Origin of the sequence: Duganella sp. Root1480D1 (assembly GCF_001427305.1) — a bacterium.
Taxonomy (GTDB): Bacteria; Pseudomonadota; Gammaproteobacteria; order Burkholderiales; family Burkholderiaceae_D; genus Rugamonas.
The window spans coordinates 96,089-115,343 of the sequence record NZ_LMFZ01000050.1; the positions used below are offsets into that span (position 1 = coordinate 96,089).

A 19,255-nucleotide genomic window follows, 5' to 3' on the forward strand; every position below is an offset into this window, starting at 1 on the left:
ATGCACCTGCGCGACCTGACCCGCTACCTGACCGAACTGTCCGACAACAACAACCGCCCATGGTTTGTGATGAACAAGCCGCGCTACGACATCCTGCGCGAGGAATTCCTGGAGCTGGTGACGCAGGTGATCGCTGAACTGGGCAAATTCGACGCCCAGGTCAAGTTCTGCAACCCGAAGAAGGCCATGTTCCGCATCAACCGCGACGTGCGCTTCGCCCACGACAAGAGTCCGTACAAGACCCACTTCTCGGCCGCCATCGCGCCGAACGACATGCGCCGCCCCAGCATGGCTGGCGGCCCGACCTGGTATTTCCAGATCAGCCCTGATGGCGTGCTGGGCATCGGCGCCGGCGAATACATCCCGCCGCCGCACCGCCTGAAGGCGCTGCGCAAGCACATGGTCAACGACGCCGCCGGCTTCAAGAAGGCGCTGAACAACAAGGCCCTGAAAGCGCGCTACGGCTCGATCACCGAAGAACACAAGCTGCAGCGTCCGCCGAAAGGCTTCGACCCTGAGCATGAGCATATCGAATTCATCAAGCTGAAAAGCTTCTTCGTCTACCAGGAAGTGAAACTGCCGCTGAACAAGCCGGACGAGCTGTTGGGCCTGATCGCCGGCGCCTTCAAGGACGCCTGGCCGCTGGTGCAGTGGATGCGCTCCGCCCCGGTCGAGGAACAGGAGGCCGCGTGAGCAACCATCGCATCGCAGTCATCGCCGGCGACGGCATCGGCAAGGAAGTGATGCCGGAAGGCTTGCGCACCTTGCAGGCCGCCGCAGCCAGGTTTGGCCTGGCGCTGGAATTCACCACCTTCGAGTGGGCCAACTGCGACTATTACTTGCAGCACGGCCAGATGATGCCGGCCGACTGGTTCGACCAGCTCAAGGGCTTCGATGCGATTTATTTCGGCGCCGTCGGTTGGCCGGATGCGGTGCCCGACCACATTTCCCTGTGGGGTTCCCTGATCAAGTTCCGCCGCGAATTCGACCAGTATGTGAACCTGCGCCCGGTGCGCCTGATGCCAGGTGTGCCCTGCCCCCTGGCGGACAAAAAGCCCGGCGATATCGACTTCTACGTGGTGCGCGAAAACACCGAGGGCGAATATTCCTCGGTCGGCGGCCGCCTGTTCGAGAATACCGAGCGCGAGGTCGTGCTGCAGGAAGCCGTGTTCACCCGCAAGGGTGTCGACCGCATCCTGCAGTTCGCCTTCGACCTGGCGCAGTCGCGCCCGAAAAAGCACCTGACTTCCGCCACCAAGTCGAACGGCATCGCGATCAGCATGCCGTACTGGGACGAGCGCGTGAAAGCCGTGTCGGCCAACTACCCGGAGGTGCGCTGGGACCAGTACCACGTCGACATCCTGGCGGCGCGCTTCGTGCTGAGCCCTGAACGTTTCGACGTGGTGGTGGCGTCCAACCTGTTCGGCGACATCCTGAGCGACCTTGGCCCGGCCTGCGCAGGCACCATCGGCATCGCGCCATCGGCCAACCTGAACCCGGAACGTACCCTGCCCTCACTGTTCGAGCCGGTGCACGGTTCGGCACCGGATATCTACGGCAGGAACATTGCCAACCCGGTTGCCATGATCTGGTCCGGCGCCATGATGCTGGACTTCCTAGGCAATGGCGACGCCCGCTACACCCAGGCGCATGACGCCATCATGCGCGCGATTGAAACCGTACTGGTACAGGGACCGCGCACGCCGGACATGGGCGGCAGCGCTTCCACCACCGACATGGGCACGGCCATCGCCGCCCTGGTTTAAGCGCCCAGCAGGGCCTTCACCGCCGCCAGGTGGCGCTCGCTGACCGGCACCCGGTCGCCGCAGCGCAAGACCAGTTGGCTGGCGCCTTCGGCGTCGCGCTCCAGCGACGCCACCTCCCCCACCCGCACCAGCGCGCGCCGGTGCACGCGCAGGAAGCTGGCCGGGTCCAGGTGCAGTTCCAGCCGCGCCAGCGGCACGCGGTGCAGCACGCGCCGCTGCGGCAAGCGCAACTCGACGTAATTGCCAGCCGCTTCGATCCACAGCACTTCGGCGACCTGCACGCATTCGATGCGCCCGACGGAGCGCACATTCAACTGCTGCAGGTATGCCTGGGTTGCCGGCCCGGTAAAGGCGCGCATGGCGCGGGCATAGGCGGCACGCTGGCGTTGCTCCAACATGGCGGCGGCCCGTTCGAGGGCTTGCGCCAGGCGCTGGTCGTCGAAGGGCTTGAGCAGGTAGTCCAGCGCATGCACTTCGAAGGCTTCGATCGCGTGCTCGTTAAAGGCGGTGGCGAAGATCACCAGCGGCGGTTCTTCGCGCCGGGCCAGGTCGCGCGCCAGGGCCAGGCCGGTTTCCTGCGGCATCTGGATATCGAGGAAGATGACGTCCACTTCCTGCTCGTCCAGAACGGCGCGCGCTGCCGCAGCGCTGGCGCATTCGCCAACCAGCTGCCAATTCGCATGCGCGGCAAGGCCGTAGCGCAGGTTGATGCGGCCAGGCTCTTCGTCGTCGACAATCAGGGCGCGGATCTTCATGAGGCGAAATACATCGGCATATTGATTTCGGCGACAAAGCGGCCATCGGTGCGCGCGGTACGCAAACCAGCGCCGCTGCCACAGGCAATGCGCAGCCGCGCCTCGATATTCCGCAAGCCCATTCCCATGCCGGGATTGGGCGCCACTTCGCGCACCGAATTGCTGATATGGATATGCAGCATGCCGCCCTGTTCCCAGAAGCACAGCTTGATGTCGCTGTCGCCGTCATGGCAATCCAGGTCATGCCGCAAGGCGTTTTCGACCAGGGGCTGCAGCAGCAGGGGCGGGCAGTCGGCAGCCAGCACCGCGCCGCTGTCGCCCTCAACCGATACCCGCAGCCGGCCGCCGTAGCGCATCGATTGCAGCGCCAGGTAATCGCGCACGAACTGCAATTCTTCCGCCAGCGTGACCCAATCGCGCGAGCTGGCGGCCTGGGCGTAGCGCAACAGGCCGCTCAGGCGGCTGATCGCGCTCAGGGTGGCGCCCTTGTCGTCCATGCGCACCAGCGCACTGACGGCGTTCAGCGCGTTGAACAGGAAATGCGGCTCCAGTTGCCCGCGCAACGCGGCCAGGCGCTGCTGTTCCAGTTCCAGGCGCAAGGTCAGGTTGTCGGTTTCGCGCGCCCGCTGGATCTGCCAGATGCGGATGCCGGCCACCGTCACGAAAGTGAAGGTGGTCCAGGTCAGCTCGAGGAAGATGGCGAACCAGCTCCGGTCCTGCTGCAGCGAGACGAAGGTGCATTCCAGCGGCAGGAACAGGAGCAGCACCAGCAGATAAGTGCGCACTATGCCGCGCGGGCTGGCCAGCGATCGTGGCCAGCGTTCCAGCGCAAGGTACAGCACTGCGCTGAACACCACCATCAGCGCATGCGCAGCGCCCCACTCGCCGAGCAGCTCCAGGTAGGAGGGATTGGCGCCCCGCTGCAGCAGCGAGCCATAGGAGGAGGCGGCACCGGTCAGGCAGATGACGCTCCATGCCAGCACGCAGATGCCGAGGATACGTAGGAAATGCAAGGTTCTCATGGCGGGACAGTATACCGGCCCTTTCCATAGGGGCCGACGGCCCCCGTCACACGGGCATCCACCTTCGTCACACCGGCTTTCCTGCATTTCAGGTCGCCATTTCTGCATTTCGTCGCACACCGGTAGTGCTGGACACCGCACATATCTATAGTTCAATCAACGAAACGCGAAATGAACTTAACCCAACCGAACGGAGAGCAAAATGAACATCGCCAAAAACATGGAATACATCTTCCTCGCAGCAGTTGCCGTGATCAGCGCAACCGGCTTCGCCACCGCCGCCACCCCGCTGAAACACAGCGCACCGGCTGCCGTAGTGGCCAAGGCCGAAGCCCAGGCAATGCCAGTGGTGACCGTTACCGCCAAGCGCCTGAGCGCTGCTGAAAAAGCCGCACTGTAATTCGAACGAATCGACACTTCACGGAGCCCCAACATGAAAAAGCTTTTCACCGCCACGATGATGACCGCAGTGATGTTCGCAGCAGGCGGCGCCGCCCGCGCGGACGAGATCATCACCGAAGCGCGCACTGTTGACGGACGAGCTGTGAAAGTGGTCCTGGATGGCGTGGTAGACCTGAAGCTGAAGCAAGGCGCACCGGCCCTGGTGCTCTCCGGCGACAAGCGCTACCTGCAAAAGATCACGGTGACGCAGAACGGCGACACCATCCGCATCGGTACCGAAAATATGCGCGGCATCCACATCGGCCCGCGCAACCTGAAAGCGGAACTGACGCTGCCGCAACTGCGCGAACTGGTCTCCGCCGGCGTGGGCTCGGCTGAAGTGAAGGGATTCGACGGCGATGAAGTACACCTCTCCCTGGAAGGCGCCGGCGCCGTGAGCATGGCGTCACGCTTCAAGAAAGTCGATGCGCGCCTGACCGGCGTGGGCAGCATGACAGTCAGCGACACCCAGGCCGACGTGGTGGACCTGAACCTGAAAGGCGCCGGCCAGATCGCGATCTCCGGCCAGAGCAGGCAACTGAACGCCAAATTGGGCGGCATCGGCAGCCTCGATGCGAAGCAACTGCAAAGCGAAAGCGTGGATGCCGACATGACCGGCCTTGGCAGCGCCACCTTCAACGCAAAGACTTCCGCCAACCTGCGCCTGTCCGGCATGGGTTCGGCAACCGTCTACGGCAAGCCGGCCAGCCGCCAGTCCACCGCACGTGGCCTGGGCAGCGTGTCCTGGAACTGAAGCCAAGATTTCCCAACCAACTCGTGAGTTGTTTCACGGTGCTTGCCGCCCGCTAATCCCGGGCGGCTTTTTTATTCCCGCGTCCTTGCCAAGCACGATGCGCAGTTGCGGCTCGCCGCTGCCGCGAATTTCAACCCGCGTCTCTTCCACGTTGAAGGGAATGGTGTTGGTCAGGCGCACCACCTGCATCCCTTCCGCCCGCAAGCGCCGCGCCACTGCGGCCGCCATGCCGCGGATACCGTTGCCGTTGCTGACCTCCAGCCGCGCAGGCTGGCTCACTGCCGGCGCTCGCGCGCTGCCCTCCACCCGCGCTACTTCGACCAGGCCGGCACTGACCTGCCGCACTTCGACGCGCGCCATGCCGGCCGGCCACAATTCCATGGGTGCTGCTTTCACGGCCGGTAACGGCGGGCGCCCGTCTTCTGCCACCGCCTCGCGCAGCATGCGCGCATGGCGCATGGCTTCCAGCGCGCGGCCGCTGTCTCCGGCCGTCTCCAGCAGCGCGGCCAGGCGCTCCCACGCCACCGGGTTGGAAGGGTCCATCAGGCAGGCGCGCTCCAGCGCCTCCACTGCTTCCTTCAGGTGCCCGCCAAGGTAGTAGGCATAGCCAAGGTCGCCAAAGCGCGCCGCATTGGGGCGGCGCCGTACACTGTCTTTCAGCAGGGCGATTGCTTCGGCATAGCGGCCATCGCCAACCAGAACGGCGGGCGATGGCGGGGCGACGGCCGGCGCGAATGCCACCTCCGGCGCAGGCGGCACCACCGGCATGCTGCATGCCGCCATCAGTCCAACACAGCCAGCAATGATTGTCTTACGCATGACAAGCTCCTAACGCGCGCCTTGCGCCACAGGATGCAATACGGCTTTCATCTGGATTGAAGCAGGGCCCAGCAATACGATCATGAGCGCCGGGAAGATGCAGAAGATCAGCGGGAACAACAGCTTGAGCGCCACCTTGGCCGCCGCTTCCTGCGCCACCACTGCGCGCTTGCGGCGCAGGTTGTCCGCATGCACGCGCAGGGAATCGCCCATGCTGGTGCCGAAGCGCTCCGCCTGCACCAGCATTGCCACCAGCGCATCCACGTCTTCCACTCCGCTGCGCAGGGCCAGGTTGCGCAAGGCACGCTCCTTGGAAAAGCCGGAGCGCATCTCCATCAGCACCAGTTGCAGTTCCTGTGCCAGCGACAGGCTCTTGATGTGGATTTCGCCGGCAACTTTGGCAAGGGCACGCTCCATGCTGAGGCCTGCCTCGACGCAGATGGTCAGCAGGTCCAGCGCATCGGGCAGGCTCTCGAAGATATCGCGCTGGCGCATTTCCGCGCGGCGCGCCAGCGCGCCATTCGGAAGGTAGTAACCAATGGCTGCACTTGCAAACAGCACCAGCAGCAGGTTGCCTTGGCGTCCCGCCAGCGCCGCCACCAATGCAGGCAAGGCCAGGGCCAGCAAAGTCTTGGCCGCAAAGTACAGTTTTGGCGCAGAAGGATGGCGCCAGCCGGCATTCATGAAGCGCGTGCGCAATGCCGACTGCTCCCAGCCGTCTTCCGGCAGCGAAAGGCGGCTGAAGGGCTCCGCCACCCGCGCCACCTTTTCGATCCACTCGCCTTGTCCCGGCGCAGTTGCCGCTTCGGCACCGCCGGCGAATGACTTCAGCCGCTCGCGCAAGGGCCCGCTGGACAGTGCCAGCATGGCCCACCACGCCAGGCCAGCCACCACGATAAACACCAGCAGCAACAACAGGACGCTGCGGATCTCGGCGCCGTTCATACGCGCACCCTCACGACCTGGCGCATCCACACCATGCCGGCCACGATGGCGCACGCGCCATACCACAGCATGCGCTGCCCGCCAGGGTCCTGCCACAGGACAGCACTGTATTTCGGGTTGGTCACCTGCATCGCAGCCATCAGGCCGAGCGGCATCAATGTCAGGATCCAGGCCGACATGCGGCCTTCCGCCGACATTACCCGCACCTGTGCCAGCAATTGCAGGCGGGCGCGCGTCATGCGCGATACGTTGTCCAGCAATTCTGCCAGGTTGCCGCCGGACTCGCGCTGGATCAATACGGCGATCACCAGGTAGCGCAAGTCGGTCAGCGGCACCCGCGCCGCCAGGTTGTGCAGCGCGTCCTGCATGGTGACGCCGAAATTGACTTCCTCGTAGGTGGCGCGGAATTCCCCGCCCAGCGGATCGGCCACCTCGTCGCCCGCCATCTGCATCACGTTGGCGAAGGAATGGCCAGCCCGCAGCCCGCGCGCCAGGAAGTCGGCCATTTCCGGCAGCTGGGATTCGATGCGGCGCACCCTGGCCGCCCGGGCCCGCAGCAGCAGCAGGGCCGGTGCGGAGCAAGACAGCACGCCTGCGATGATCGAGGGCAGCGGCGGCATGTGCAGGATGGCTGGCGCCAGCAAGCCCGCCAGCGCGGTGCCGCCCTGCACCTGCAGGAAGCGTGCCACCTGCCAGCGCAAGCCGGCCTGCAGCAACAGCCGGTCCAGCGCGCCGATATGCGGGATGCGCCGCAGCAGCGCGTCGAATGCCGGCGACCTGGCGTAACGGCGCTCCTTGAGAATGCTGATGCCGCCGCCAGCACTGTCGGTACGGCCGGACATCAACCGCAGGCGGCGCGCGATGCGTTGCGCGCTGCGGCCATGCGTGCTGCTCCACCACAGCCACACGCCCTCGCACAAGCAGATTACGGCGGCAAACAGCAGCACGGAAAAACCGGTCCAGGCTAAGTCCATGGCCGCCCCCTTATTCGTACACCCTGCCGGGATCGAAAACGCTGTCCGGCACCGGCACGCCGAACATGCGCAGGCGTTCGACAAAGCGCGGCCGCACGCCGGTGGCGTAGTAGTGCCCCTGCACCTTGCCCTGGGCGTCGACGCCAGTCTGCTCGAAATGGAATATCTCGTGCATGGCGACGGTGTCGCCTTCCATGCCGGTGACCTCCTGCAGGCTGACCAGCTTGCGCGTGCCGTCGGTCAGTCGCGAGAGCTGCATCACCACCGTGATCGCCGAGCAGATCTGCTGGCGCGCGGTGCGCGGCGTCAGGTTGGCGCCCGCCATGCCGACCATGCTCTCCAGCCGCGACAGCGCATCGCGCGGCGAGTTGGCGTGGATGGTGGCAAACGAGCCTTCGTGGCCGGTGTTCATCGCCTGCAGCATGTCGATCGCCTCGGCGCCGCGCACCTCGCCCAGGATGATGCGGTCCGGCCGCATGCGCAGCGCATTGCGCACCAGCGCCCGCTGCGTCACCTCGCCCTTGCCTTCCACGTTCGGCAGCCGCGTTTCCAGGCGCACGATGTGCGGCTGGCGCAGCTGCAGTTCCGCCGCGTCTTCAATGGTGACGATGCGCTCGCTGGCGGGGATGAAACCGGACAGCACGTTGAGCAGCGTGGTCTTGCCGCTGCCGGTGCCGCCGGAAATCAGCACGTTCAGGCGCGCCTGGCCCAGCGCCTTCAGCACTTCCGACATGGGCGGCGTCAGGCTCTTGAACTCCAGCAGTTTTTCCATCGACAGCGGCTGCGCCGCGAAACGCCGGATCGACAGGATCGGTCCATCCACTGCCAGCGGCGGGATGATGGCATTGACGCGTGAGCCGTCCGGCAGACGCGCATCGACCATCGGGCTTGATTCATCGACACGCCGGCCCACGCGCGACACGATCTTTTCGATGATCTTCATCAGGTGCGTGTTGTCGTGGAAGCTGATCCCGGTCAGCTCCAGCCGGCCGGTACGCTCGACGTAGACCTGAGCATGGGTATTGACCAGGATGTCCGACACGCCGGGATCGGCCAGCAGCGGCTCCAGCGGGCCAAAGCCCAGCATCTCGTTCTGGATGTCCAGCACCAGCTTGTGCCGTTCGCCCTGGTTCAGCACGATGCGCTCGTCGTCGACGATGCGCGCCACCAGCAGCGCCAGTTCGTGCTTGAACTGTTCCGGCGTCAGGCGTTTCAGGCGCTCCAGGTCGATGCGCTCCAGGATCATCTGGTGCATGGACTTTTTCAGCTCCTGGTAGGCGCCGTCGGCCATCGCCGGGGCGCTCGGCGCCTGTTGTCCGTCGTCGCCCAGTGCCAGGCGTTCTCGCAAGCTCATGTCAATCTCCCATCGAAGTTTCGGCGCGGCCAAACAGCCGGTCGAACAAGCCTTTGCTTTCGGGCAGGCGGCGCTCGGTCACCGTCTCCACCAGCTCCGCCAGGCTGCGCGCCACCGGGCTGCTGCGCGCAAGCTGTAGCAGCGGGATGCCCTGGTTGACCGAGTCGGTGGCGGACAGGTAATCGTTGGGCACCGTGTGCAGCACGTCGGCGCCCAGCGCCTGCTCCAGGTCGGCCAGGCGCAACTTGCCGCCCTTTTCATACCGGTTGACGATCAGGCGCGTGCGCTCCTGCGGATAGCCGAGCGAACGGAAGATATCGAGCAGACGGCGCCCGTCGCGGATATCCGGCAGCGCCAGTTGCAGCACCGGGTAGATGGCATCGGCCTGGTCCAGCGCACGCAGCGACAGCGCATCGATCTGGCGCCCCACATCGAGCAGCACAAAGTCGTAATGCTGGCGCGCCACGCGCAGGATGGCGTCGATATGGTCCGGCTTCATCTGTGTGGCCTGTGCCGGATCGTCGGCTGCCGCCAGCACGCCGTAACCGGGCGCCACGTGCACCAGGCACGATTCCAGGAACGCAGCATCGAGGCGGCCGATCTGGCCGCAGATATCGGACAAGGTCATGGCCGGCTTCTGGTCCGACACGTACAGCGTGGCGTCGCCGAACTGGCCGTGCAGGTCAAGCAGCAGCACTTTGCGCCCGGCCAACGCTGCCAGCGCATAACCGAAATTGGTGGCGAGGAAGGTGGCGCCGCTGCCGCCTTTGCAGGAAATGAAGGCCAGCGCCTTGCCCTCGCGCACCGCCGTCACGCCGCGCTCGATCTCGATGCGGTCCAGTGCCTCGTGCAGCGCGCGGTGCACCAGCGGCAGTTGCAGCACTTCGCGCATGCCGACGCGCATGGCGCGGATCAGCAACTCGTGCTGCGGCACGCGCGTCAGCAGGATGAAGGAGGTGTCCGGATAATGCCGTGCCAGCGGCTCCAGCAGTTCAGCCTGCGCCGGCGCCACCTCGCTGGCATCGAACAGCACCAGTTCCGGCGGCTGCGGCAGCAGGCGCTCCACCGCATCGCGCAAGTCGCGCCGCGTGGCGGCCAGCAGCAGCGCCGGCAACCGCGCGGAGCCCTGGGCCGCCAGCTCCGCCTGCAACCGCTCGTCATTGCTGATCAACAGCGCTTTCATGGGACCTCCTTTGCTTGCAGGTTCAGGGGCATGGCGACTGGCCCGGCGTATAGCCCAGCGATTCGGCTGCCACCAGCGCGCTGGAAGACGGCATCACAGCCGGTACCGGCACCATCGGCAGCAACGGTTCATAGGACAGTGCCGGGCAATCGGCCCCGCTGCCGCACAGGCTCACCCGCACGAAGCTGATGCAGCTCGGGCCGTGCGGATCGCGCGCGCAGTTGATGCGGTTGGCCAGCGGGCAGGCCGGCAGTACGGATACTGGCGCCAGTTCGCCGGCGCCGTTCTGCCACAGGTATTCGATGCGCAGATTGGCGCTGCTGACGTTCGGCGCCAGCGGCAGCGCGCTGTCGTCGTCGCGGAACAGCGCCGCCTGGCGCAATGCCTGCATTGCCGCGCTGTTGCTGAAGTCCGTAATCGCGGCGGCACGTGCGGCGCGCTGGGTGACTTCGGGCAGCGCGTTCCACAGGAACAGCAGGCGGCCATATTCGAACATGGCGAATAGCAGGGGCATGAAGACCAGGCAGACCATGCCGAATTCGACGGTGGCGCTGCCGCGCTGGCGGGTTGGCTCAGTCGTCACGGCCGACCTCCGCATACGCCGCCAGCGTCACCGGATCGGTGCCGAAATCGACGATGGCATCGTTGTCTACGCTGAGTAGCACGCCAATCTTGGTCGGGGTATCGCTTGCCAGCAGCGCGCTGCAACTGCCGATATCGCAAATGAATTCGACGCGCAGCGTCTGGACGTCGACTTCGGCCGCAGCCAGCGTGCTGTCGATCAGCGAACGCGCGGTATTCAGCACCACGGAACGCCGGCCGCTGTCGCGCAGCACTTCGAGCGGCACGGTGGACAGGAAGCGCGCCGCATTGCTGGCGGCGCGGTCCACCGCCGCGCCGTTGATGGCCAACCGCCCCATGTTCAGGGCCAGCACCAGCAAAGGCGCCAGCCCCGCCATCACCAGGGCGGCCTCGATGGCGGCCACGCCGCGGCAGCGCAGCTGCCTCATCGCAGCAGCTCCACGTCGGTGGCCAGCGCCGCCAGCTCTTTTGCGCTGAGGATGCCGGCGAACTCGCCCGGCACTTCGGTGGCCGAGGCCTGTGCCGTCAACAGGAAGCGCGCCACCGCCAGCACCGTGCCGTCCGCATTGGTCCCGGCCGCGACCGGGCATGCCAGCAGCGGCACATACAGCAGGCGCCGTTCCTTGCGGCCCGGGTATCCGGCAGGTGAGGTCCTGAAGCCATTGTTGATGTAGGCGCCGGAGGCGGGCCAGTTGGTGCCGGTGCCGCTGAACACCGGCGATGCGGGGTACAGGCTATTCCAATGGCTGGAAAGGAAGGCGCTGTTGTTGCTCCGCCTGGCGGGGCCGTAAGCCCATAGCGTCCCGTACTGCGCCGGGGCGATGGCCGGCAGCGGATAGGCGCCATCGGCGACTGACATCAGCGGCTTGCCGGCGCCGGGCGTACTGGCAACGGCCGCGGCTTGCGGCGGGTAGCTGCTGATCCAGCTGGCCAGGCTGCCGCGGTACTCGCGCACATTGGTGTCCGGCGGCGCCGTGTACGGGTCGCAGGCGTCGCTGCCGCCATAAATACCGAAGCGCGAATTGAGCTGCTGCCACAAGCCGAAACCGGCGTTGCGGCGCAAGTGCAGCGCACCGTCCAGTGCGGGATAGGCCAGCTTGCCGGTGCACATGAACGGCGCCACCTGGCTGTTGTCGGTACTGGCGTCTAGCGCGACGCTGCCTGGCGGGCTGGCCGGATCGATCAGGAAGTACTCGCCGCTGCTGGCGCCGGCCGCCGGATTCAGGGCCAGCAGGTTGTAGGCGACGCCAAAGCGGAAGCCGTAGTCGATGCGTTCGTCCAGGCCGGCGCCGTTGTAGCGCGTGGCGGTCGGCACGCTGCTCGGTGCGCAGATAGCCAGCGGCAGCACGCGCAAGCCGTTCGGCCCGGCCACGGCGCGCGCGCCCACCGTGGTGGCGTCGCTGCCGCCCAGCAGGCGGCCGAACGCCACCGGCAGGACGGTAAAAGCCTCGCCCTGCGCGGCCATGTCGGCGCGCGCATAACGCAGCCCGCCGGGTGCGCCCTGCGCTGCACTGGAATCCAGCCAGGGGCCGGCCGGGCTGGCGGCAAACGACAGCACGGCGGCATTGAGCCCGACCCGGCCCACACCACGCACACGGCGGTTCACCACGGCGGCACCGGCAACGAACACGGCATTCGATATGCCGCTTGCGCTGCCGTCGAGCTGCTGCGCGGCGGTCAATGCAACCGAATCAGCCACCTGCTGCAGCTGGCCCTGGCGCTGGAAGGCCATCGACAGCTCCAGTGCCAGCCCGCACACGCCGATTGCCAGCGGCAGGATGAAGGCCGTCATGATCAAGACCGAGCCGCGTTCACGCTGCCTGTTCATTTGCGCTCTCCCGCGTCCGGCGCTGGTTCGGTGAAGGACTTGCGGTAGCGCGCCTGGGCCGCCGCCGCCGCCGCGCCATCGAGCCCGGCACCCTCGCCGTCCGGCTTGACCAGGTGGGCCGTGATCACGAACAGCAGTTCGCTGCGGTCGTTCTGGAAGTCGCTGCTGCGGAACAAGGCGCCCAGCACCGGTATCTCGCTAAGCAATGGCACACCCTTGACGTTGTTGACCTGGGTGTGCCGGATCAGCCCCCCGATGGCAAAGCTCTGGCCATCCTGAAGCTGTACCGTGGTGCTGGCGCGGCGCGTGGTGATCAATGGGAAGATGGCGCGCCCGCTGAAGTTGCCGTTACTGACGCCAACGCCGTCACGCGACAGCTCCGACACTTCCGGCGCCACCTTCAGGTTGATGCGGCCGCCCGCCAGCACGGTCGGGGTGAATTTCAGGCCGACGCCGAATTCCTTTTCCTCCAGCGTGATGCGGTTGCTTTCCTGCGCCACCGGCACCATGACCTTGCCGCCGGCGAGGAAGCTGCCTTCCTGCCCGCTCATGGCCATCACGGTCGGTTCGGCCAGGATGCGCACCTGGCCATCCTGCCGCTCCGCATCGAGCCGCACGCTGCTGCCGTTGGATTTCGTCAGCGCCAGCCCGCTGCCCAAAGTGCCGCTCAGGAAGTCGGCCAGCACCATGGCGGTCCAACTGCCGCTGGCATGGCGCAGCGACAGCCCGGCCTCCAGCTTGTCGAGCAGGGTTTTGGATACCTCCGCCACTTTCACTTCCAGCTTGACCTGCTGCGGCGCGCTGACGGCCAGCAGGTTCACCAATCGCGGGCCGGGTGCGGAGGCCTGCGCCGTTGCGCCTTCCTTGCGCGCCAGCGGCTGCGGCGCCTGGCGCACGAAAGCTTGCGCCAGGTCCAGCACCTGCGCCAGTGTGGCGCCGTCGCTCACGCTGCCGCTCAGGGCGATGGCATCGGCGGCGGCACTGACCTTGATGCTGCGCTCCTGCGGCAGCAGCTCCGCCAGGCTGGCGCGCAGCGGCGATACGTCCAGGCCCACCGCCACCTCCACCACGCTGCAGGCGCCGGTCTTGCCCTGCACGATCAGGTTGGTGCTGCCGATTTCGGCCCCCACCAGGTACAGCGTGTCCGGCGCCACCAGGGTTGCCTGCAGCACGTGCGGGTTGCCGATACTGCGACCGCTCACGGTATCGGGCAGGCGCATCAGGGTGGATTTTCCGAGTTCCAGCGCCAGCTTGCCGGGAACGGCTGGCGAACCGGCGCAGCGCAGGTTGTCGCTAAGTGCCGGCGCGACAGGGAGGAGCAACAGTGCCAGCGCGGCCGGCAGGCAGGTAGGTGCGAATCGCATGGCCCCTCCTCACAGGCATTCCTTGCTGCTGCGGTTGCCGTCGATAACGCCGATGCAATAGCGCACCGGTTCGGCGGAGGGAGGCAGGGCGGCCCGCGCCAGGCGTGGCGCGGCAGCGGGCGGTGCGGTGGCGGCGGCCGCATGCGGCGCTGTCAGCGCAGCCTCCAGGCCAAGCACGCTGTGGCGGGTGGCACCCGCTGTGGCGCCCGGCCGCGGGTCGACCTGGTTGCGCAGCACCAGCGACAGCGTGCCGACGCTGCGCGCCAGGTCGAGCTGCTCGGCCTGGCCCGGCGTCACTTCCAGCGTGACGGCGTTGACCACGCGCGGCTTGGTGTCGTCGCGCGCCACTTCCTGCGCCACTGCCAGCACCAGGATCCGTTCCAGCACGATCTTGGACAGTGCGGCCTCGTTGCCGCTGCTGCCATTGTTCTGCGCCGGTGCATACACCAGGATGTCGACGAAGTTGCCCGGCAAGGCAAAGCCGGCCACGCCGACGACGTCGTTGACGCGCACGGTAATGGCGCGCTTGCCTTCCGCGATCAGGGCCGACAAGCCGCCCAGCGTGCCGGCCGGCGCCAGCTTGGTTTCCGTCACCGGCTCGCCGCGCTGCACGCTGGCTTTCAGCACGCGGCCCGCGAGCGCCGCCACTTCGCGCCGGGCACCGGCCGGCACGCTGCTGGCCGGCCACTCGGCCAGCGACAGCATGTCCGGCGCCAGGCGCTGGCCCAGGCCGACATCGGCGGCGGCCACCGCGATGCGCACGGTGGACGATGCAGGCTGGCGCAGCCAGCGCGACGCCAGCAGCACGGCGGCCAAGCCCAGCACCATCGCCAGGCCCAGCATCAACAGGGCGCGCCGGCTCTTCATACGGCACCGTCGGCGAACATGCTGGACCAGGCCTGGTCCAGCGTGGCGGGGCTCAGGCTTGGCACGGTGCCGGCGAAGCCTGCAAATTCCGCCACGCGCGCCACGATTTCCCGTGGCAGGCTGGCCAGCAGGGGCTGGCCGCTGCCCTGGTGCAGTTCTCCGACCAGGTAGGCCAGCGCCGCCTCATCGGCCTCGATGCCGCGCGCCCGGCATTGCTGGCGCAGCAGGCTGCGGTAGCTTGCTTCCGGCAGCGGCCCGAGCGCCACCTTGTAGCCGATGCGGCGCAATGCCGCGCCATCGAGCAGCGTTTGCGGCGCCAGGTTGGTGGCAAAGGCCAGCGCCGCCTGGCATGGCACGCTGAAGGCATGGCCGCCGGGCAGCGCCAGCTGGTCGGTGCCGGTATCGAGCAATTGCGACAGGCGGTTCAGCAGCGCGGTGGCCGGCAGGCGCTGGCGCCCCAGGTCGTCGATGATCAGCAAGCCGTGGCAAGCCTTGAGCTGGGGTGGCGCCAGGTAGCAGCCGCCGGCGGCATCGTGACGCAAGTCCAGCATGGCGCCATCGAGTTCCGCCCCCAGTTGCACCACGGGACGCTGGCACAGCAGCCAGCGCGTGTCGCCGCTGCGGGCACTGGATGGCCGCCCCGGCAAAGGCGGCGGCGCCAGGTGCACCGCCGGGTCGTACAATTGGATGATGGTGCTGCCCACCGCCACCGCATACGGCACGGCCACCACGCCTTGCAGCAGGCGTCCCAGCTTGCGCGCCAGCGTGCTCTTGCCGCTGCCGGAAGGCCCGTACAGGCATACCGAGCGCCCCGCATGCATGGCGGCGCCGACCAGTTCGTGAATGCGCGGCGGCAGGCAATCGTCGGCGAAGACGCTGGCTACGTCGGCCGCCAGCACCGGCGGCAGTTGCAGGGCCTGGCGCTGCAACTGGGCGCGCCAGGCTTCGAGCGGCACCGGCGCCGGGCCCGCATATGGTGCGCGGTCGAGCCATTCCGCCGCACGCTGGCGGCCGATGCCGGTAAGCTGGTACTGCACGTCGATCTCGGAATCGCCGCGCCATGCGACTTCCACCAACTGCTCGCCTTGCAGGCCGTCCAGCACTTCACGCAACACATTGATCGACAGCCGCAAGCGGCTGGTCAGCACCGACAAATGGCATTTACCCGCCCCCAGCAAAGCCTTGCCAGCCAGCTCGGCCAGCAGGGCCGGCTCCAGGCCGGTGTCGCGCACCGTGCGCGGCGGGATGGGCAACAGCGGCTGTTCATCGTCTGCAAAATCGATCATGGTGACCTCCTGTAGGAAACGATGATAGCCATAGGTTTCCGGATGGATATTGAGGCGGAGCAAAGGTCAGCGATGCGCCAACACAACGCTCGCCACGGTGCCGGCAGCGATTGCCACGGCATATGGCATGCCTTCCGCCTTGCCGCCGCGCCAGCGCGCCAGTTGCAGGCAGCACAAGGCCAGCACGCCGCCCGCCATCGCGCTCAACAGCGAAAGCTGCAGCGCCTGCCAGGGCCCGACGAAGCTGCCCGCCATGGCCGCCAGCTTGACGTCGCCAGCCGCCATCCCGCCCAGTGCATAAAGAGGAAGGAACAGCAGCAAGCCCACCGTCGCGCCCGCCAAGCCCTGCGCCAGCAGCGCGCTGCCCCCGCCCAGCCGCCAATGGAGCGCCAGCGCCAGCAGCAGGCCCGCCGCCACCAGCACATTGGGAATCCGGCGCCAGGCCAGGTCCGATACTGCGGCCTGGAGCACCAGGCACAGCAAGATGATTTCGAGTCCGCTCATAGAGAAAAGGCTGGCGACCCGGCCGCCGCCAGGCGCCAGCCACCCCATCAAGGCGTCAGTGCATCGACCACACGGTTGAACACGGCTGTCAGCTCGCTCGAGACGCTGGTCATGGCCGTGCCTACCGCAAGTGCAATCAGCGAAGCGATCAGGCCATATTCGATTGCCGTCACGCCCCGCTCATCCCTGATGAAACGCCTCACTGCAGAAAGTGCTTTCATGATGATCTCCTTCGCTAGGAAAACTCTGATGCCTGGGTGGCGCATCATTGGCTTCACTATAGGAGCCATTCCTACGAGCAAGTTGACATTGCGCAAGCTTTCCGCACAGAACTTTTTCTCGCTGTGCGGTGTTCTATGTCAAACTGTAGGCGTGGGAGGTGTGTTGCAATGAGGTCGCGTTTTGCATGAGACTACGCAAAGTTAATTGCCGAGAATGCAAAAAAGATTTATCCTGATCAGCTATTCTTTAGAAAGCCCCTTGCTTTGCCGCTGAGCGCCTAGTTAACGGACACTCACATGGATTCCCTTCTGAAACATATGGTGGACATGACCGGCCACCGCGATCATACGATGCTCGACATCTCGGTGATCTCGGCGGTAGCGGAATTGGCGTCCGCCACGCAGGCACGTGTGCTGAGCATCGTCAATGTGCGCGGCCAGCTCTACGTCCGTCCGCGCGCCGTCATCGAGCAAGGCCGGCCTGCGCGCATGGAGGAATACCAGGACCCGGCCACCCCGGGTGACCCGGTCAGCCTGTTCCCGGCCCTGGCGCGCTGCCTGGCCCACCATGAGTCGAGCGCCGACTACATGTCGCCCGAAGGTGAGCACACGCTCTGGCTGCCGATCTGGATGGGCGACAAGGCCGATACCTGCCTGGAAATCGTCAATCCGACCCCTTACACCAGCGATACCATCCATATCATTGGCGGCATTGTCAGCGTGTACCGCAATTTCCAGAACCTGCTCGATTACAGCGAGCGCGACTCGCTGACCGGCCTGTTGAACCGCAAGACTTTCGACGACCAGCTGGCCAAGATGCTGCAGGCGTCGGCCGAGCATGATGTGCTGGCGGTGCCGCCCGACGGCCTCGAACGGCGCAATCCGCAAGACCAGGAAAAACAATGGCTGGCCGTGGTCGATGTCGACCATTTCAAGGCAGTTAACGATAAATTTGGCCACTTGTACGGCGATGAGGTACTGATCCTGATCGCCAACCTGCTGCAGTCATCCTTCCGCGCGCAGGACCGGGTGTTCCGCTTCGGCGGTGAGGAATTCGTGGTGCTGCTGCGTTCATCTACGCTGGATAACGCCAAGAAGATCATCGAACGCTTCAGGATGAACGTAGAACAGCACGAGTTCCCGCAGGTGGGACAGGTGACCGTGAGCGTCGGCTTCGTCAGCATCAGCGCCTATGAAGCGCCAGTGATCATCCTCGGCCGTGCCGACCAGGCCCTGTACTACGCCAAGAGCCATGGCCGCAATATGGCCTGCCATTACGACGAACTGGTCAGCGGTGGCCAGTTGCAGACCGTCGAATCCAACGATACTGCCGAATTCTTCTGACCGTCAGGCCCCAGCCAGGGTCAGGAAGCGCATCGGGTCCACCTGCCACTTCGCAGGCGATTCGTGGCCGACGATCTTGTCGCCACCGCCAAAGCCCAGGCCACGCGACAGGTCGACTGTTTCCGGCTTGATGTAGACATTCTTCTTGGTGTTGAAAAACACGTTCACCTTCGGCGCCAGCAGGTTGCTTTCGTGCGGCTCGACTACGACGCCAAGGCGGCCCGATTCCAGCATGACCAGGGTGCCGACCGGGTAAATGCCGACGCAGCGCATGAATTCCTGCACTAGTTTCGGATTGAAATGGTGCTTGCTCCACTCGTGGATCTTGCGCAGGGCGGCCGCTGCCGGAAGCCCCTTGTGATATACGCGGTCGGCAGTAATTGCATCGTAAACGTCGACAATTGCTGCCATCTGCGCCATTTCACTGATATCGTCGCCGGCCAGCTTGTCCGGGTAGCCAGTGCCGTCGCGCCGTTCGTGGTGGTGGCGCGTGATGTCCAGCGCCAGCGCCGGCACGTCGGGCGATTGCTGCAGGATGTTGAAGCCATCCATCGGGTGCTTCTTGATGATGGCAAATTCTTCGTCGGTCAACGGGCCCGGCTTGTTGAGGATGGCGTCCGGCACCAGGGCTTTGCCGGTGTCGTGCAGCAAGCCCCCGAGGCCGGCTTCGCGAACGATGTTTTCCTCCATGCCGCGCGCATTGGCAAAAGCCACCAGCAGCGCGCACACGCTGACCGAGTGCAGGAAGGTGTAATCGTCCTTGGACTTGATGCGCAGCAGGCCGAGCAGGGCGCCCGGGTTGCGTAGGATGGATTCGGTAATGTTCTGCACCACCGGCTGCACGGAGCCGATTTCGATTGCCTTGCCGAGGCGGGCATCAGCCATCACGTTGCGCACCACGCCGGCAGCCTGGTGGCGGATCTGGGCTGCGCGCTGCAACTCCTCGCCGAGGGAGGTGCGGATGATGCGCGACGGCTCTTTCGCGATTTCTTCCACTTCACGCTCGGTGGCGGCCTGGGCCTCCGCCAGCGAGGGCGCATCCTCCACGTCCAGCCCTTTGGATGCATCGATCACCACGTCGTGAATGCCGGCCTGGATGATTTTCTGGATCTGCTCCTGGCTCGAAATCTCGAAGCGGTTGCGGACAAACGGATGGGTCATCCAGTCACAGCTCAGGTCGTGGATATACATGCCGACCTTTAACTGCGCTGAATCGACTTTCTTTAACATGGTGGGGCTCGCGAGG

21 protein-coding genes are annotated in these 19,255 nt (G+C 65.8%); 5 read left to right on the forward strand and 16 right to left on the reverse strand.

Annotation, left to right across the window (positions count from 1 at the left end; all coding sequences use genetic code 11):
• Both ASD58_RS29680 and ASD58_RS29685 read left to right on the forward strand, forming a co-directional pair.
• Complete coding sequence (locus tag ASD58_RS29680) at positions 1 to 693, forward strand: DUF2461 domain-containing protein (protein ID WP_057266045.1); 693 nt, start codon at positions 1 to 3, stop codon at positions 691 to 693.
• Positions 690 to 1,766 (forward strand): tartrate dehydrogenase, encoded by a 1,077-nt coding sequence (locus tag ASD58_RS29685; protein ID WP_082565779.1) that lies wholly within the window; start codon positions 690 to 692, stop codon positions 1,764 to 1,766. Before ASD58_RS29680 ends, ASD58_RS29685 begins: the two co-directional genes overlap by 4 nt.
• Here ASD58_RS29685 and ASD58_RS29690 read toward each other — a convergent pair.
• Both ASD58_RS29690 and ASD58_RS29695 read right to left on the reverse strand, forming a co-directional pair.
• Positions 1,763 to 2,521 carry a LytTR family DNA-binding domain-containing protein gene (locus ASD58_RS29690; RefSeq protein WP_057266047.1) on the reverse strand — a complete coding sequence of 253 codons (759 nt, stop codon included), beginning with the start codon at positions 2,519 to 2,521 and terminating at the stop codon, positions 1,763 to 1,765. The two genes, ASD58_RS29685 and ASD58_RS29690, sit on opposite strands and share 4 nt — an antisense overlap.
• The gene (locus ASD58_RS29695) at positions 2,518 to 3,534 is read right to left on the reverse strand and encodes a sensor histidine kinase (protein WP_229210151.1); all 1,017 of its coding nucleotides are present in this window, start codon (positions 3,532 to 3,534) and stop codon (positions 2,518 to 2,520) included. The genes ASD58_RS29690 and ASD58_RS29695 overlap by 4 nt, the downstream gene beginning before the upstream one ends.
• 211 nt (positions 3,535 to 3,745) lie before the next feature.
• Here ASD58_RS29695 and ASD58_RS29700 point away from each other — a divergent pair, with 211 nt between their 5' ends.
• Together ASD58_RS29700 and ASD58_RS29705 are read left to right on the forward strand one after the other, a co-directional pair.
• Entirely contained in the window at positions 3,746 to 3,943 is a 198-nt protein-coding gene (locus ASD58_RS29700) for a hypothetical protein (RefSeq protein WP_057266051.1), read from the forward strand.
• Positions 3,944 to 3,976: 33 nt separating this feature from the next.
• Positions 3,977 to 4,738: a GIN domain-containing protein gene (locus ASD58_RS29705; protein WP_057266053.1), complete on the forward strand. Its 762-nt coding sequence runs from the start codon at positions 3,977 to 3,979 to the stop codon at positions 4,736 to 4,738.
• Between the two features lie 33 nt (positions 4,739 to 4,771).
• Here ASD58_RS29705 and ASD58_RS29710 read toward each other — a convergent pair whose 3' ends face one another.
• The 13 genes from ASD58_RS29710 to ASD58_RS29770 all read right to left on the reverse strand — a co-directional run bounded on the left by ASD58_RS29710 (position 4,772) and on the right by ASD58_RS29770 (position 16,665).
• Positions 4,772 to 5,557 (reverse strand): tetratricopeptide repeat protein, encoded by a 786-nt coding sequence (locus ASD58_RS29710; RefSeq protein WP_057266055.1) that lies wholly within the window; start codon positions 5,555 to 5,557, stop codon positions 4,772 to 4,774.
• Between the two features lie 9 nt (positions 5,558 to 5,566).
• Positions 5,567 to 6,502 carry a type II secretion system F family protein gene (locus ASD58_RS29715; protein ID WP_057266057.1) on the reverse strand — a complete coding sequence of 312 codons (936 nt, stop codon included), beginning with the start codon at positions 6,500 to 6,502 and terminating at the stop codon, positions 5,567 to 5,569.
• Positions 6,499 to 7,476 carry a type II secretion system F family protein gene (locus ASD58_RS29720; protein ID WP_057266059.1) on the reverse strand — a complete coding sequence of 326 codons (978 nt, stop codon included), beginning with the start codon at positions 7,474 to 7,476 and terminating at the stop codon, positions 6,499 to 6,501. Before ASD58_RS29720 ends, ASD58_RS29715 begins: the two co-directional genes overlap by 4 nt.
• 10 nt (positions 7,477 to 7,486) lie before the next feature.
• Positions 7,487 to 8,830 (reverse strand): CpaF family protein, encoded by a 1,344-nt coding sequence (locus ASD58_RS29725; RefSeq protein WP_082565780.1) that lies wholly within the window; start codon positions 8,828 to 8,830, stop codon positions 7,487 to 7,489.
• Between the two features lies 1 nt (position 8,831).
• Positions 8,832 to 10,013 carry an AAA family ATPase gene (locus ASD58_RS29730; protein ID WP_057266061.1) on the reverse strand — a complete coding sequence of 394 codons (1,182 nt, stop codon included), beginning with the start codon at positions 10,011 to 10,013 and terminating at the stop codon, positions 8,832 to 8,834.
• Between the two features lie 22 nt (positions 10,014 to 10,035).
• Positions 10,036 to 10,596 (reverse strand): TadE/TadG family type IV pilus assembly protein, encoded by a 561-nt coding sequence (locus ASD58_RS29735; RefSeq protein WP_057266063.1) that lies wholly within the window; start codon positions 10,594 to 10,596, stop codon positions 10,036 to 10,038.
• Positions 10,586 to 11,023 carry a pilus assembly protein gene (locus ASD58_RS29740; RefSeq protein WP_057266065.1) on the reverse strand — a complete coding sequence of 146 codons (438 nt, stop codon included), beginning with the start codon at positions 11,021 to 11,023 and terminating at the stop codon, positions 10,586 to 10,588. The genes ASD58_RS29735 and ASD58_RS29740 overlap by 11 nt, the downstream gene beginning before the upstream one ends.
• A complete protein-coding gene (locus tag ASD58_RS29745) occupies positions 11,020 to 12,423 on the reverse strand; it encodes a pilus assembly protein TadG-related protein (protein WP_057266067.1) in 1,404 nt (467 codons plus the stop codon). The genes ASD58_RS29740 and ASD58_RS29745 overlap by 4 nt, the downstream gene beginning before the upstream one ends.
• On the reverse strand, positions 12,420 to 13,787 hold the full coding sequence (locus ASD58_RS29750; protein ID WP_057266069.1) for a type II and III secretion system protein family protein: 1,368 nt from the start codon (positions 13,785 to 13,787) through the stop codon (positions 12,420 to 12,422). The genes ASD58_RS29745 and ASD58_RS29750 overlap by 4 nt, the downstream gene beginning before the upstream one ends.
• 9 nt (positions 13,788 to 13,796) lie before the next feature.
• Positions 13,797 to 14,654 carry a Flp pilus assembly protein CpaB gene (gene cpaB, locus ASD58_RS29755; protein ID WP_057266070.1) on the reverse strand — a complete coding sequence of 286 codons (858 nt, stop codon included), beginning with the start codon at positions 14,652 to 14,654 and terminating at the stop codon, positions 13,797 to 13,799.
• Complete coding sequence (locus ASD58_RS29760) at positions 14,651 to 15,940, reverse strand: ATPase (protein ID WP_057266072.1); 1,290 nt, start codon at positions 15,938 to 15,940, stop codon at positions 14,651 to 14,653. The genes cpaB and ASD58_RS29760 overlap by 4 nt, the downstream gene beginning before the upstream one ends.
• 66 nt (positions 15,941 to 16,006) lie before the next feature.
• Positions 16,007 to 16,444, reverse strand: a complete 438-nt coding sequence (locus tag ASD58_RS29765; RefSeq protein WP_057266074.1) for a prepilin peptidase — start codon at positions 16,442 to 16,444, stop codon at positions 16,007 to 16,009.
• Positions 16,445 to 16,491: 47 nt separating this feature from the next.
• On the reverse strand, positions 16,492 to 16,665 hold the full coding sequence (locus ASD58_RS29770; protein ID WP_057266076.1) for a Flp family type IVb pilin: 174 nt from the start codon (positions 16,663 to 16,665) through the stop codon (positions 16,492 to 16,494).
• Between the two features lie 297 nt (positions 16,666 to 16,962).
• Here ASD58_RS29770 and ASD58_RS29775 point away from each other — a divergent pair, with 297 nt between their 5' ends.
• Positions 16,963 to 18,009, forward strand: a complete 1,047-nt coding sequence (locus ASD58_RS29775) for a GGDEF domain-containing protein (protein ID WP_057266078.1) — start codon at positions 16,963 to 16,965, stop codon at positions 18,007 to 18,009.
• Between the two features lie 3 nt (positions 18,010 to 18,012).
• Here the strand turns inward: ASD58_RS29775 and ASD58_RS29780 are convergent, their stop codons facing one another.
• Positions 18,013 to 19,239, reverse strand: coding sequence for an HD-GYP domain-containing protein (locus tag ASD58_RS29780; protein WP_057266081.1), 1,227 nt, complete (start codon positions 19,237 to 19,239; stop codon positions 18,013 to 18,015).
• Positions 19,240 to 19,255: the final 16 nt, after the last annotated feature.

Bases quoted from the DNA above. Each gene is read 5' to 3' on its own strand.
- ASD58_RS29680 (WP_057266045.1), top strand. From the start codon at position 1: ATGCACCTGCGCGACCTGACCCGCTACCTGACCGAACTGTCCGACAAC.
- ASD58_RS29690 (WP_057266047.1), bottom strand. From the start codon at position 2,521: ATGAAGATCCGCGCCCTGATTGTCGACGACGAAGAGCCTGGCCGCATC.
- ASD58_RS29700 (WP_057266051.1), top strand. From the start codon at position 3,746: ATGAACATCGCCAAAAACATGGAATACATCTTCCTCGCAGCAGTTGCC.
- ASD58_RS29705 (WP_057266053.1), top strand. From the start codon at position 3,977: ATGAAAAAGCTTTTCACCGCCACGATGATGACCGCAGTGATGTTCGCA.
- ASD58_RS29710 (WP_057266055.1), bottom strand. From the start codon at position 5,557: ATGCGTAAGACAATCATTGCTGGCTGTGTTGGACTGATGGCGGCATGC.
- ASD58_RS29715 (WP_057266057.1), bottom strand. From the start codon at position 6,502: ATGAACGGCGCCGAGATCCGCAGCGTCCTGTTGTTGCTGCTGGTGTTT.
- ASD58_RS29720 (WP_057266059.1), bottom strand. From the start codon at position 7,476: ATGGACTTAGCCTGGACCGGTTTTTCCGTGCTGCTGTTTGCCGCCGTA.
- ASD58_RS29725 (WP_082565780.1), bottom strand. From the start codon at position 8,830: ATGAGCTTGCGAGAACGCCTGGCACTGGGCGACGACGGACAACAGGCG.
- ASD58_RS29730 (WP_057266061.1), bottom strand. From the start codon at position 10,013: ATGAAAGCGCTGTTGATCAGCAATGACGAGCGGTTGCAGGCGGAGCTG.
- ASD58_RS29740 (WP_057266065.1), bottom strand. From the start codon at position 11,023: ATGAGGCAGCTGCGCTGCCGCGGCGTGGCCGCCATCGAGGCCGCCCTG.
- ASD58_RS29745 (WP_057266067.1), bottom strand. From the start codon at position 12,423: ATGAACAGGCAGCGTGAACGCGGCTCGGTCTTGATCATGACGGCCTTC.
- ASD58_RS29750 (WP_057266069.1), bottom strand. From the start codon at position 13,787: ATGCGATTCGCACCTACCTGCCTGCCGGCCGCGCTGGCACTGTTGCTC.
- cpaB (WP_057266070.1), bottom strand. From the start codon at position 14,654: ATGAAGAGCCGGCGCGCCCTGTTGATGCTGGGCCTGGCGATGGTGCTG.
- ASD58_RS29760 (WP_057266072.1), bottom strand. From the start codon at position 15,940: ATGATCGATTTTGCAGACGATGAACAGCCGCTGTTGCCCATCCCGCCG.
- ASD58_RS29765 (WP_057266074.1), bottom strand. From the start codon at position 16,444: ATGAGCGGACTCGAAATCATCTTGCTGTGCCTGGTGCTCCAGGCCGCA.
- ASD58_RS29770 (WP_057266076.1), bottom strand. From the start codon at position 16,665: ATGAAAGCACTTTCTGCAGTGAGGCGTTTCATCAGGGATGAGCGGGGC.
- ASD58_RS29775 (WP_057266078.1), top strand. From the start codon at position 16,963: ATGGATTCCCTTCTGAAACATATGGTGGACATGACCGGCCACCGCGAT.
- ASD58_RS29780 (WP_057266081.1), bottom strand. From the start codon at position 19,239: ATGTTAAAGAAAGTCGATTCAGCGCAGTTAAAGGTCGGCATGTATATC.